The following is a 13,382-nucleotide window of genomic DNA, read 5'->3' as shown; positions in this document are numbered from 1 at the left end:
ACAACAATATGGAGCATCTGCACATGAAGACTCGTACCCAACAAATCGAAGAATTAAACAAAGAGTGGACGAAACCGCGCTGGGAAGGGATTACCCGCCCATACAGCGCCGAGGACGTGGTGAAGCTACGCGGCTCGGTCAATCCAGAGTGTACCCTGGCGCAGCTGGGCGCGGCAAAGATGTGGCGACTCCTGCACGGCGAAGCGAAAAAAGGCTACATCAACAGCCTGGGCGCGCTGACCGGCGGGCAGGCGCTGCAGCAGGCGAAAGCGGGCATTGAAGCGATTTATCTTTCCGGCTGGCAGGTCGCGGCGGACGCCAACCTGGCTTCCAGCATGTATCCGGATCAATCGCTCTATCCGGCAAACTCGGTACCGGCCGTTGTCGATCGGATCAACAACACCTTCCGCCGCGCGGATCAGATCCAGTGGTCTGCGGGCATTGAGCCGAACGATCCGCGTTATACCGATTATTTCCTGCCGATCGTCGCCGACGCGGAAGCGGGATTTGGCGGCGTGCTTAATGCGTTCGAGCTGATGAAATCGATGATTGAGGCCGGTGCAGCGGCCGTACACTTCGAAGACCAGCTGGCATCGGTGAAGAAATGCGGCCATATGGGCGGCAAAGTACTGGTACCCACGCAAGAAGCGATTCAGAAACTGGTTGCCGCGCGCCTGGCGGCGGACGTGATGGGCGTGCCGACCCTGGTGATCGCCCGTACTGACGCCGATGCGGCGGATTTAATTACCTCAGACTGCGATCCTTACGATCGTCAGTTCATCACCGGAGACCGTACCAGCGAAGGGTTCTTCCGCACCCATGCCGGTATCGAACAGGCGATCAGCCGCGGGCTGGCCTACGCGCCCTATGCCGACCTGGTGTGGTGTGAAACTTCCACCCCGGACCTTGAGCTGGCGAAGCGCTTTGCCGATGCGATTCACGCGAAATATCCGGGCAAACTGCTGGCCTACAACTGCTCGCCGTCGTTTAACTGGCAGAAAAAGCTGGATGATAAAACCATTGCCAGCTTCCAGCAGCAGCTGGCGGATATGGGCTACAAGTATCAGTTCATCACCCTGGCCGGTATTCACAGCATGTGGTTCAACATGTTCGATCTGGCGCACGCTTACGCCCAGGGCGAGGGCATGAAGCATTATGTTGAGAAAGTCCAGCAGCCGGAGTTCGCGGCGGCTAAAGATGGCTACACCTTTGTCTCTCATCAGCAAGAAGTGGGTACCGGCTACTTCGATAAGGTGACCACCATTATCCAGGGCGGAACATCGTCGGTGACGGCGCTGACCGGCTCGACGGAAGAGTCGCAGTTCTGATTGCTGCCCGGTGGCGCTGCGCTTACCGGGCCTACGAAAGCGGTAGGCCGGATAAGCGTACGCGCCAACCGGCATGACCGGATGCTGGATGGGGGAAAGCGATGACGCGTGGCCTGGAATTATTGATTGCTCAAACTATTTTGCAGGGTTTTGACGCCCAATATGGTCGTTTTCTTGAAGTGACTTCCGGCGCCCAGCAGCGCTTTGAACAGGCTGACTGGCATGCCGTCCAGCAGGCGATGAAGCAGCGTATTCACCTTTACGATCACCATGTCGGCCTGGTCGTCGAACAGCTGCGCTGCATTACCGATGGTAAAAATACCGATACCGAATTTTTGCTGCGGGTGAAAGAGCACTATACCCGCCTGCTGCCGGATTACCCTCGCTTCGAAATTGCGGAGAGCTTTTTTAATTCCGTCTATTGCCGGTTGTTTGACCACCGCTCGCTGACTCCCGAGCGGCTTTTTATTTTCAGCTCGCAGCCGGAGCGGCGCTTACGTTCCATCCCGCGGCCGCTGGCTAAAGATTTCTTCCCGAACCGGGGCTGGGACACGTTATTACGCAAAGTGTTATCCGATCTTCCTCTCCGTCTGCCGTGGCAAAACAGCGCGCGCGACATAGGATATATCACCGCTTGCCTGCAGGAAGCGCTCGGCAGCGAGCTGCTTTCCCGCTCGCATCTGCAGGTGGCGAATGAACTGTTTTATCGCAATAAGGCGGCCTGGCTGGTGGGTAAACTCGTCACGCCGATGGCGACGCTGCCTTTTCTTCTCCCCATCCATCGTTCCGATGAAGGTGAACTGTTTGTCGATGCCTGTCTGACGACGCACGCCGAAGCCAGCATCGTTTTTGGCTTCGCCCGCTCCTATTTTATGGTTTACGCGCCGCTGCCCGGCGCGCTGGTTGAGTGGCTGCGCGAGATTCTCCCGGGTAAAACCACCGCCGAATTGTATATGGCGATTGGCTGCCAGAAGCATGCGAAAACCGAGAGTTATCGGGAATACCTGCACTACATTTCCCGCAGCGATGAGCAATTTATTGAAGCGCCGGGGATCCGTGGAATGGTGATGCTGGTGTTTACTTTGCCGGGATTTGACCGGGTATTTAAGGTCATTAAGGACCGCTTCGCGCCGCAAAAAGAGATGACCGCCGCCCACGTGCGCGCCTGCTATCAGCTGGTCAAAGAGCACGACCGCGTGGGACGGATGGCCGATACCCAGGAGTTTGAGAACTTCATGCTGGAGAAACGGCAAATTGCGCCCGAACTGATGACCCTGCTGCAAACCGAGGCCGGAGCGAAAATTACCGATCTCGGCGATCGCATCGCTATCAGCCATCTTTATATCGAGCGGCGGATGGTGCCGCTCAATATCTGGCTGGAGCAGGTCGACGGTCAGGCGCTGCGCGATGCGGTGGAGGAGTACGGGAACGCCATTCGACAGCTGGCCGCCGCCAATATTTTCCCCGGCGATATGCTCTTTAAAAACTTTGGCGTCACGCGTCACGGTCGGGTGGTGTTCTACGATTATGATGAAATTTGCTATATGACGGAAGTGAACTTCCGCGAGATCCCGCCGGCGCGCTACCCGGAAGATGAACTCGCCAGCGAGCCCTGGTATAGCGTCTCGCCGGGCGATGTTTTCCCGGAAGAGTTTCGCCACTGGCTGTGCGCCGATCCGCGCATCGGGCCGCTATTTGAAGAGATGCATGCCGACCTGCTGCGCGCCGACTACTGGCGGGAGCTGCAAACGCGCATCCGCAACGGCCACGTGGAAGATGTTTACGCCTATCGCCGCCGCCAGCGCTTTTGCGTGCGCTATGGCAATCTGCAGCAGGCGGGGTAACAGGCGGGCTGGCTCAGGCCGCTTCGATAACGGTAAACTCTTCGTATACCAGCTCCATATCCGGCGCCCAGGTGCCCTCTCGTTCAAAGAAGGCCTGATGCGCCGATTGCCAGTAGGCGAGGCTCAAATCGCCTTCGCCTTCCAGCGCGGCGAGCTCCGGGCTCATTTCGTTAAAACGGATGAGCCTGAGCGTCAGGGTGCGTATCACGCAGACGGCTTTTCCTTTGCCGTCCAGCACAATGTGATATGCCCCTGGCGTCACGGGCGGCTGTTCCTGCTGATAGCTGACAAGCGAGCCGCAGGTGCCGCGCTTTTTCCCCGCGACGACCAGGGCCGCCAGCTCGTCGGCCAGCGCCGCGGAATCGCCGAAAGACCAGCAAAAAGCGGAAGGGTATTTATCCTGCCAGTAGGATTTCAGATCGCTCATTTAGCGCACTCCGCCGTAGGCCAGCGTGACTTCTTTCGCCGCCTTAATCACCATCGCGCCGAACTCGGTCACGCGATCATCGGTAATGCGGGAAATGGGCCCGGAAATAGAGATGGCGGCGAACGGCTCACGATGTTCATCATAAATGCATGACGCCACGCAGCGTAGGCCAAGCGCGTGTTCTTCATCATCAAACGAGTAGCCGCGTTTGCGCGTCTGGGCCAGGTCCTCTTTCAGATGCACCGGCGATACCAGCGTGGCGTGGGTATAAGCGTGCAGGCCTTGACGGTGCAGCAGACCGGTGACCTGATCTTCACTCAGTTGCGACAAAAACGCCTTTCCGGCGCCGGAAGCGTGCATCGGTAGCTTACCGCCAATCGGCGCCGACATGCGCATCAGCTGGGTACACTGCACCTGATCGATAATAATCGCCTGATGGTCGCTCTGGTCCAGCACCGCGAGGTTAACCGTTTCGCCGGAGTCTTCCATCAGCTGACGCAAAATCGGATGGACGATCGCCAACAGATTACGGCTTTGCAGGAAGCTGCTGCCGACGACGAAAGCATGCGCGCCTACCGACCAGTGTCCCAGCTCACCGACCTGACGAACAAAACCCAGCTGCTGCATGGTCGTCAGCAGGCGGTGCGTCGTGGAGTTAGGCAAACCAGCCTGCTGGGCCAGCTCGGTCAGCGCCACGCTGCCGTGGGATTCAGCAATCCATTCAAGCAGTTTCAGTCCGCGAGTCAGGGACTGAACTTGTCCGCCAGCCGGAGCGGCGGCGGGAGAGGCAGGTTTTCTGCCGCGTTTTGCGGGAGCGGGGGTCGCCATCGCGGACTCCTTTTTTCTGTATCGTGGAAATGATTTTCGTTTTATTTGGCGATAATGCAATCACTACCCGACTGATCGGATGAGTGAAGCTGAACATGTCTCATCTTGCCCGCTGTTCTCTTTTCCACCCCTTCGGTTTGTGCCAGTATGGTCTGTTGAGTTTTTTCGGTCTGGTTGAGCGTTGTCGGGAGCGAGTGTGAGCAGCAAAGTTGAGCAACTGCGTCAGCAGTTAAAAGCACGTATTTTGGTTCTGGATGGGGGCATGGGCACCATGATCCAGAGCTATCGTCTGAGTGAGCAGGACTTTCGCGGCGAACGCTTTGCCGACTGGCCGTGCGACCTGAAGGGCAACAACGACCTGCTGGTTCTCAGCAAGCCGGAAGTGATAACCGCTATCCACGATGCCTATTTCGAGGCCGGGGCGGATATCATTGAAACCAACACCTTTAACTCGACGACCATCGCGATGGCGGATTACCAGATGGAATCCCTGTCGGCGGAGATCAACTTTACGGCGGCGAAACTGGCCCGCGCCAGCGCCGATGCCTGGACCGCCCGCACGCCGGAAAAACCGCGCTACGTCGCAGGCGTTCTCGGCCCGACTAACCGCACCGCGTCTATTTCTCCGGACGTCAACGACCCGGCCTACCGCAACATCACCTTTGACGGGCTGGTGGAAGCCTATCGTGAATCCACCAAAGCGCTGGTGGAAGGCGGGGCGGATCTGATTCTGATTGAGACGGTGTTCGATACCCTCAACGCCAAGGCGGCGATCTTTGCGGTTAAAGAGGAGTTCGAAGCGCTGGGTGTCGATCTGCCGATTATGATCTCCGGCACCATCACCGACGCCTCCGGGCGCACGCTGTCCGGCCAGACCACCGAAGCTTTTTATAACTCGCTGCGCCACGCCGATGCGCTGACGTTCGGCCTCAACTGCGCCCTCGGGCCGGATGAGCTGCGCCAGTACGTGCAGGAACTGTCGCGTATCGCCGAGTGCTACGTCACCGCCCACCCGAACGCCGGTCTGCCAAACGCTTTTGGTGAATACGATCTGGACGCCGACACGATGGCGGCGCAAATTCGCGAATGGGCTGAAGCCGGATTCCTGAATATTGTCGGCGGCTGCTGCGGCACCACGCCGGAACATATCGCCGCCATGAGCCGCGCGGTGGCCGGCCTGCCGCCGCGCCAGCTGCCGGAAATTCCGGTAGCCTGCCGTCTTTCCGGCCTTGAACCGCTGAATATCGGCGACGACAGCCTGTTTGTGAACGTTGGCGAACGCACCAACGTCACCGGCTCGGCGAAATTTAAGCGCCTGATTAAAGAAGAAAAATATAACGAAGCGCTGGATGTAGCGCGCCAGCAGGTCGAAAGCGGCGCGCAGATTATCGATATCAATATGGATGAGGGGATGCTCGACGCCGAAGCGGCGATGACGCGTTTCCTCAACCTGATCGCCGGTGAGCCGGATATCGCCCGCGTGCCGATTATGATCGACTCTTCCAAATGGGAAGTTATCGAAAAAGGCCTGAAGTGTATTCAGGGTAAAGGCATCGTTAACTCCATCTCGATGAAAGAGGGCGTTGAGCCGTTTATCCAGCACGCGAAAAAGGTGCGCCGCTACGGGGCCGCCGTGGTGGTGATGGCCTTTGATGAAGTGGGCCAGGCCGATACCCGCGAGCGGAAAATTGAAATTTGCCGCCGGGCGTACAAAATTCTCACCGAAGAGGTGGGTTTCCCGCCGGAAGATATCATCTTTGACCCGAATATTTTCGCCGTGGCGACCGGAATTGAAGAGCACAACAACTACGCCCAGGACTTTATCGGCGCCTGCGAAGATATCAAACGCGAACTGCCGCACGCGCTCATTTCCGGCGGCGTTTCTAACGTGTCGTTCTCCTTCCGCGGCAACGACCCTGTGCGCGAGGCGATTCACGCGGTATTCCTTTACTACGCCATCCGCAACGGTATGGATATGGGTATCGTCAACGCCGGCCAACTGGCGATTTACGACGATCTGCCCGCCGAGCTGCGCGACGCGGTTGAAGATGTGATTCTGAACCGCCGCGATGACGGCACCGAACGCCTGCTCGATCTGGCGGAAAAATATCGCGGCAGCAAAACGGATGACACTGCCAACGCCCAGCAGGCGGAGTGGCGCAGCTGGGACGTCAAAAAACGCCTCGAATACTCGCTGGTGAAGGGCATTACCGAATTTATCGAACTGGATACCGAAGAAGCTCGCCAACAGGCCGCGCGTCCGATTGAGGTTATCGAAGGGCCGCTGATGGACGGCATGAACGTGGTCGGCGATCTGTTCGGCGAGGGGAAAATGTTCCTGCCGCAGGTGGTGAAATCCGCCCGCGTAATGAAGCAGGCGGTGGCCTACCTTGAACCCTATATCGAAGCCAGCAAAGAGAAAGGCTCCAGCAACGGCAAGATGGTGATCGCCACCGTGAAAGGCGACGTTCACGACATCGGTAAGAACATTGTCGGCGTGGTGCTGCAGTGTAATAACTACGAAATCGTCGATCTTGGCGTGATGGTGCCTGCGGATAAAATCCTGAAAACCGCCCGTGAAGTGAACGCCGATCTGATTGGCCTCTCCGGGCTGATTACGCCGTCGCTGGATGAGATGGTCAACGTGGCGAAGGAGATGGAGCGTCAGGGCTTTACTATTCCGCTGCTGATCGGCGGCGCCACTACCTCGAAAGCGCATACGGCGGTGAAAATCGAGCAGAACTACAGCGGCCCGACGGTCTACGTACAGAACGCCTCGCGTACCGTCGGCGTGGTCGCTGCGCTGCTGTCCGCGACCCAGCGTGATGATTTTGTCGCCCGAACCCGCAAAGAGTACGAAACGGTACGTATTCAGCACGGGCGTAAAAAGCCGCGCACCCCGCCGGTCACGCTGGAAGCCGCGCGCGATAACGATCTGGCCTTTGACTGGGAAAGCTATACGCCGCCGGTGGCCCATCGCCTGGGCGTGCAGGAAGTGGAAGCCAGTATCGAAACCCTGCGTAACTATATCGACTGGACGCCGTTCTTTATGACCTGGTCGCTGGCCGGGAAATATCCGCGCATTCTGGAAGATGAAGTGGTGGGCGAAGAGGCGAAGCGCCTGTTCAGCGATGCCAATGAGCTGCTGGATAAGCTCAGCGCCGAGAAGACCCTGAATCCGCGAGGCGTAGTGGGGCTGTTCCCGGCTAACCGGGTCGGCGACGATGTCGAAATCTATCGCGATGAAACTCGCACGCACGTGCTGACGGTGGGGCATCATTTACGCCAGCAGACCGAAAAAGTTGGTTTTGCCAACTACTGCCTGGCGGATTTTGTCGCCCCGAAACTGTCAGGAAAAGCGGATTATATCGGCGCCTTTGCGGTGACCGGCGGCCTTGAGGAAGACGCGCTGGCCGACGCCTACGAAGCGCAGCACGATGATTACAACAAGATTATGGTGAAGGCGATTGCCGACCGCCTGGCGGAAGCCTTTGCCGAATATCTGCATGAGCGGGTGCGCAAGGTCTACTGGGGCTATGCGGCGAACGAGAACCTCAGCAACGAAGAGCTGATCCGCGAGAACTACCAGGGGATTCGCCCGGCGCCGGGCTATCCGGCCTGCCCGGAGCACACTGAAAAGGCGACGATCTGGGCGCTGCTGGAGGTGGAAAAACACACCGGCATGAAGCTGACGGAGTCCTTTGCCATGTGGCCCGGCGCGTCGGTTTCCGGCTGGTACTTTAGCCATCCTGACAGCAAGTACTTCGCGGTGGCGCAAATTCAGCGCGATCAGGTGGAAGACTACGCGTTACGAAAAGGAATGAGCGTGGCGGAAGTGGAGCGCTGGCTGGCGCCTAATCTGGGGTATGACGCTGATTAATTTGTAAAGTGGTCACCTTTTCTTACAACTAACAGGGCGCTCAATGAGCGCCCTGTCTCTTTATTGAGCGTAAACCCTTATACTTAAGAGCTTGAGATCGTTGTGGAGCGGATAAGCGAAGCGCCATCCGGCCTGTAACGGTTTATGAGTTCGGGAACGAATAAATATAAGGAGAAGCTGATTCCGTGTTAACTCTGCTACACCTGTTGTCCGCCGTCGCTCTACTGGTGTGGGGCACCCATATCGTCCGTACTGGCGTGATGCGCGTCTACGGCGCTCGCCTGCGCAGCGTGCTCAGCAGCAGCGTAGAGAAAAAACCGCTCGCCTTCTGCGCGGGGATCGGCGTTACCGCGCTGGTCCAGAGCAGCAACGCCACCACCATGCTGGTCACCTCTTTTGTCGCCCAGGATCTGGTGGCGCTGGCCCCTGCGCTAGTGATGGTGCTGGGCGCTGACGTCGGTACCGCGCTGATGGCGAGGGTGCTGACCTTCGACCTGTCGTGGCTTTCGCCGCTGCTGATTTTTATCGGCGTGATTTTCTTCCTTGGCCGCAAACAAACGCGCGCGGGCCAGCTCGGGCGCGTGGGGATTGGCTTAGGACTGATTCTGCTGGCGCTGGAGCTGATCGTCCAGGCGGTGCATCCCATCACCCAGGCCAACGGGGTACAGGTGATTTTCGCCTCTTTGACCGGCGATATTATGCTGGATGCGCTGATCGGCGCGGTGTTTGCCATCATCAGCTATTCCAGTCTGGCGGCGGTGCTGCTGACCGCGACGTTAACCGCCACCGGCGTGATTTCGTTTCCGGTGGCGCTGTGCCTGGTGATCGGCGCCAACCTCGGCTCCGGACTGCTGGCCATGTTAAACAACAGCGGCGCCAATGCCGCCGCGCGCCGCGTTGCGCTCGGCAGCCTGCTGTTTAAGCTGGTGGGCAGCCTGATTATCCTGCCGTTTGTGCATCTGTTGGCAAACGTCATGGATGAACTCCCGCTGCAAAAATCCGAGCTGGTCATCTATTTCCACGTCTTCTACAACCTGATCCGCTGTATCGCCATGGTGCCGTTCGCCGGGCCGATGGCGAATCTCTGTAAGCGTCTGATTCGCGATGAGCCGGAGCTGGATGCGCGACTGAAGCCGAAGCACCTGGATACTTCGGCGCTGGATACGCCCGCGCTGGCGCTGGCCAATGCCGCCCGTGAAACCCTGCGTATCGGCGATGCCATGGAGCAGATGCTGGAAAGCCTGCGTAAAGTGATGCACGGCGAGCCGCGTGAGGAGAAAGAGCTACGGCGGATGGCGGATGATATCAACGTGCTTTACACCGCGATTAAGCTCTATCTGGCGCGGATGCCGAAAGAGGAGCTGGCGGATGAGGAGTCCCGCCGCTGGGCGGAAATTATCGAAATGGCGCTCAACCTCGAGCAGGCTTCGGATATTGTCGAAAGGATGGGGAGCGAAATCGCCGATAAATCGCTGGCCGCGCGCCGCGCATTCTCTATGGAGGGGCTGAAAGAGCTGGACGCGCTCTACGATCAGCTGCTCAGCAATCTGCAGCTGGCGATGTCGGTCTTCTTCTCCGGCGACGTGCCGAGCGCCCGCCGCCTGCGACGCAGCAAGCATCGTTTTCGCATTATGAACCGCCGCTACTCACACGCGCACGTTGACCGCCTGCATCAGCAAAACGTGCAGAGTATTGAAACCAGTACGCTGCACCTCGCGCTGCTGGGCGATATGAAACGTCTTAACTCGCTGTTCTGCTCAGTAGCCTATAGCGTGATGGAGCAGCCGGATGAGGACGATGAGCGCGATGATTATTAAGCGCTGATGAGCCGCCTGACATCCCCGGTTCGCGCTGCGCTTAGCCGGGCTACAGGATTACCGCCGTCTGCGGGCCGGTAGCCCGGGTAAGGCGTTTACGCCGCAACCCGGGGAATGCGCTGGCCCACGGACATCTGCGGAACGGTAGCCCGGACAGGCGCAACGCGCCGCCTCCGGGACAAGAGCAAGCAGGGATCAGAAACGATGGCCAGCGTTGAGGGTTACTGCTTCTTCTCCGGCTCTGAACACCAGCGTCGGATTCGGGCCGCCGAGGGTGGCGTGGCCCTGCGTCACCTGAATCCAGTTGCCTTCCGGCAGACCGATAATCGTCAGCTCTGGCGCAACCACCAGCAGCTCGCGGATCCGCTGCTCGCGGGTCTCGCCTTTATGGCCTTCCGGCAGCGCGTTGGTGAAATGCGGATTAATTTGCAGCGGGAACAACCCCAGCGCAGCAAAACCGTTAGGGTCGACAATCGGCATATCGTTAGTGGTGCGAATCGTCGGACAGGCCAGGTTAGCGCCCGCGCTCCAGCCGATATACAGCGCTCCGCGCTTCACCACATCCACCATCGGCGCCAGCAGGCCGCGTTCGCGACACTCTTTCAGCAGCTGAAAGGTGTTGCCGCCGCCGACGATAACTATCTCCGCATTCGCAATCGCCGACACCGGGTCCGCGACGCTGTGAATACCGGTGACCGTGACGCCCATTGGGCTGAAGACGGCGGCGGTTTTCGCGGTGTAATCGTCCCAGGTTTGCGTTACCCCGGCGAAAGGAATAAATACCGCAGAACGGCGGCCGTTTAGCTGCCCGGCAATGGTCGGCAGCGCATGTTCCAGCCAGGCTTTGCCCGGCAGCGTTGAGTTACTCAATAGCAGCAGTTCCATCATTTCTCCATTTGGCCAGATGATTATTCGGGCAGGGATGTTATCACAGGATATCTTACCGCTTGCTGACGTGGCTCACGCTGAGACGCGCTGAGCATAGCGGAACGGCGATGATACGATTAACCAATGGGTAGAAGAAAACGGTTCGTTGAGTGATTTTCAAAGGTCGTTCTGAGGGAACAATATTGCGCTTATGAGAATACGGGAAGCGGTAAAAAGGTTTTCCCTTATTTAATCAACCTGCAGCATCCGGTCGCGAATGTCCTACTGCAATCGACTTTCTGAACAACGGTTATTAGGGCGCCCTCCCTGGCGCTCTCCGTTTTGCCCCTACCCTCTGGCAAAGGCCGCGGCTTCAGCGACAAGCGCCGCGTCCGGACGCACGCCGGTGTAGAGCGCAAACTGCTCCACCGCCTGCAGGGCAATCACCTCCGCGCCGCTGATAACGCGCTTGTCCAGCCTCTGCGCCAGCCTGATAAGCGGGGTTTCCGGCGGTAGCGCGACCACGTCAAATACCACGGCGGCCCGTTCCACCATTGTCTGGCTAAAGGCCAGGGTTTCGCTTTCCGCACCGCCCGCCATACCGAGCGGGGTGACGTTAACGAGAATATCCGCCGCGATTCCCTCCGGCCTGGGCTGCCACTGAAAACCGTACTGCTTCGCCAGCGCCAGGCCGCGCTCGCGATGGCGGGCGGCGATAATCACATCGCGGAAACCGGCATCGCGGAAGGCGGCGATGACCGCTTTGCCCATCCCGCCGCTGCCCTGGATCATCACTTTGGCGGAGGCGTCGAGCCGACGGCTGTCAATCAGGCTTTTTACCGCGATATAGTCAGTATTCAGCCCGGTCAGCCTGCCGTCGTCGTTGACGATGGTGTTGACCGAATCAATCACCTTTGCCGAAGGGTCAAGCGCGTCGAGAAACGGTATACAGCTCTCTTTAAACGGCATCGAGACCGCGCAGCCGCGAACGCCTAATGCGCGCACGCCGTTTACCGCCGCGGCAATGTCCTGGGTCGTAAAGGCTTTATAGATATAATTCAGCCCGAGCTTTTCATACAGATAGTTATGAAAGCGGGTGCCGAAGTTGCCCGGGCGACCGGCCAGCGACATGCACAGCTGCGTATCGCGATTAATCATGAGCAATATCCTCCGCGTGGGCCAGCAGATACTCCTCCGCCTCTTTTGACCAGATACCGTGATGGCGCTCCATGATCGCCGCCAGCTGCGGATCGCGGATTTCTCCCAGCGGCGTCAGCGGGATATTTTTCCCGGTATAGACCAGCTTTTTACCGCCGCCAACCGCCGGTAAATCCAGGGTCGTCTCGCCCGCCGCGTTCAGCCCCAGAATATGGGTCACCACCTTCGCGGTCTGGACTTTTTTCGCCTGCATCAGCGCGACGGCGGCGCGCATATCGTCGGTATTGCCCCCGGAGGTGCCAACGTAGTGGGTAAAGGCGTAATGCACATCGTAAAAATTGATCGGCGCGCTGAACTGCTTATCCTGCGGACCGGCGAAGAAGTTCAGGCAGCCGTCTGCGGCCAGCAGCGAGGAAGCCAGGGTGATGAGCTGTTCATTTGGGACGAAGACGAAGATATCGTCAAAACCGTGGCCGCCGGAGAGCGCCATCAGCGTTTCGCGGCTGGCGTCACGCCCATCAAGATAGTGAATCAACGTTTGCGGCTCGGAGGGATAGTGCTGGCGCGCATAGCTGAGCTTGGGCTTATTGGTGTCGGTGACCACCAGCAGCGCCGGATTGATCGGGCCATGCAGCGCGTAGTCGATAGCCAGCAGCCCCATCGGGCCGGTGCCGCCGAGGATCAGCGTGCGCCCCTGTGGGCGAATGCCCATCACATGGTTATAGCTGCCTTCCTGCAGATGATAGTTGGCGTTGAACGCGCCGATCACGCAGGAAAGCGGTTCCACCAGCGAGCCTTCAAACCAGGTATCGCCTTCCCAGGAAAGCAAACAATCCTGTTCCATCACCTCGTTGGGGATCACCACGTGGGTGGCTTCGCCGCCGATCCACGGGAAGGAATAGCCGGGGCAGTCCGGGCGATCCGGCAGCTGCAGGTTGGCCTGAATAACATAGCGTTGACCAGCGCGAAACTTGTGCTGCCACTTTTTGCCGACGGCGATAATTTCCCCGCAGAACTCATGGCCGATGATGATCGGGTTGGTCGCCACATCGTTCGGCACCTTTTTGTGGTCCTCGCCCTGATTCGCCTCTTTCCATGAGGAGAGGCACAGGCTGTCGGTGACCACCCGGGCGAGGATTTCATCATCCTGCATCGCCGGGAGTTCGAAGGTTTCCAGGCGCAGGTCGCGTTTGCCATACAGGCGCAGGGCTGTTGTTTGCATGTTTACCACCT

9 protein-coding genes and 1 pseudogene are annotated in these 13,382 nt (G+C 58.6%); 5 read left to right on the top strand and 5 right to left on the bottom strand.

The annotated features are described in order from the left end of the window. The first annotated feature begins 23 nt into the window (after positions 1-23). Entirely contained in the window at positions 24-1,328 is a 1,305-nt protein-coding gene (gene aceA, locus GUC22_RS25575) for an isocitrate lyase (protein WP_024360167.1), read from the top strand. 101 nt (positions 1,329-1,429) lie between these two features. Continuing rightward, on the top strand, positions 1,430-3,172 hold the full coding sequence (gene aceK / locus GUC22_RS25570) for a bifunctional isocitrate dehydrogenase kinase/phosphatase (RefSeq protein WP_154063340.1): 1,743 nt from the start codon (positions 1,430-1,432) through the stop codon (positions 3,170-3,172). A gap of 13 nt (positions 3,173-3,185) precedes the next feature. On the opposite strand, the gene GUC22_RS25565 is transcribed toward aceK, so the two are convergent. Together GUC22_RS25565 and iclR are read right to left on the bottom strand one after the other, a co-directional pair. Continuing rightward, positions 3,186-3,590 carry an ASCH domain-containing protein gene (locus tag GUC22_RS25565; protein WP_102136219.1) on the bottom strand — a complete coding sequence of 135 codons (405 nt, stop codon included), beginning with the start codon at positions 3,588-3,590 and terminating at the stop codon, positions 3,186-3,188. A 9-nt stretch (positions 3,591-3,599) separates the two neighbouring features. Then, on the bottom strand, positions 3,600-4,427 hold the full coding sequence (gene iclR / locus GUC22_RS25560) for a glyoxylate bypass operon transcriptional repressor IclR (RefSeq protein WP_024360169.1): 828 nt from the start codon (positions 4,425-4,427) through the stop codon (positions 3,600-3,602). A 196-nt stretch (positions 4,428-4,623) separates the two neighbouring features. Here iclR and metH point away from each other — a divergent pair, with 196 nt between their 5' ends. Beyond that, positions 4,624-8,307, top strand: coding sequence for a methionine synthase (gene metH, locus GUC22_RS25555; RefSeq protein WP_024360170.1), 3,684 nt, complete (start codon positions 4,624-4,626; stop codon positions 8,305-8,307). Between the two features lie 185 nt (positions 8,308-8,492). Next, positions 8,493-10,124 carry a Na/Pi cotransporter family protein gene (locus tag GUC22_RS25550; protein ID WP_004127714.1) on the top strand — a complete coding sequence of 544 codons (1,632 nt, stop codon included), beginning with the start codon at positions 8,493-8,495 and terminating at the stop codon, positions 10,122-10,124. Positions 10,125-10,319: 195 nt separating this feature from the next. Here the strand turns inward: GUC22_RS25550 and pepE are convergent, their stop codons facing one another. Further along, the gene (gene pepE, locus GUC22_RS25545) at positions 10,320-11,009 is read right to left on the bottom strand and encodes a dipeptidase PepE (RefSeq protein WP_004138468.1); all 690 of its coding nucleotides are present in this window, start codon (positions 11,007-11,009) and stop codon (positions 10,320-10,322) included. Between the two features lie 171 nt (positions 11,010-11,180). On the opposite strand from pepE, the pseudogene GUC22_RS27580 reads away from it, so the two are divergent. After that, positions 11,181-11,276: pseudogene (locus GUC22_RS27580) on the top strand (taxon MazF); the annotation flags it as partial. 63 nt (positions 11,277-11,339) lie between these two features. Here the strand turns inward: GUC22_RS27580 and GUC22_RS25540 are convergent. Both GUC22_RS25540 and sorE read right to left on the bottom strand, forming a co-directional pair. Further along, positions 11,340-12,149: a shikimate 5-dehydrogenase gene (locus GUC22_RS25540; protein ID WP_049131418.1), complete on the bottom strand. Its 810-nt coding sequence runs from the start codon at positions 12,147-12,149 to the stop codon at positions 11,340-11,342. Continuing rightward, positions 12,142-13,371 (bottom strand): L-sorbose 1-phosphate reductase, encoded by a 1,230-nt coding sequence (sorE, locus tag GUC22_RS25535; protein WP_024360173.1) that lies wholly within the window; start codon positions 13,369-13,371, stop codon positions 12,142-12,144. The genes GUC22_RS25540 and sorE overlap by 8 nt, the downstream gene beginning before the upstream one ends. Positions 13,372-13,382: the final 11 nt, after the last annotated feature.

The sequence above is a fragment of the Klebsiella sp. MPUS7 genome (assembly GCF_009905335.1).
GTDB lineage: Bacteria > Pseudomonadota > Gammaproteobacteria > Enterobacterales > Enterobacteriaceae > Klebsiella > Klebsiella grimontii.
Note: the sequence above shows the minus strand (reverse complement) of the source record. Positions and strands in the feature narration are given on the sequence as shown.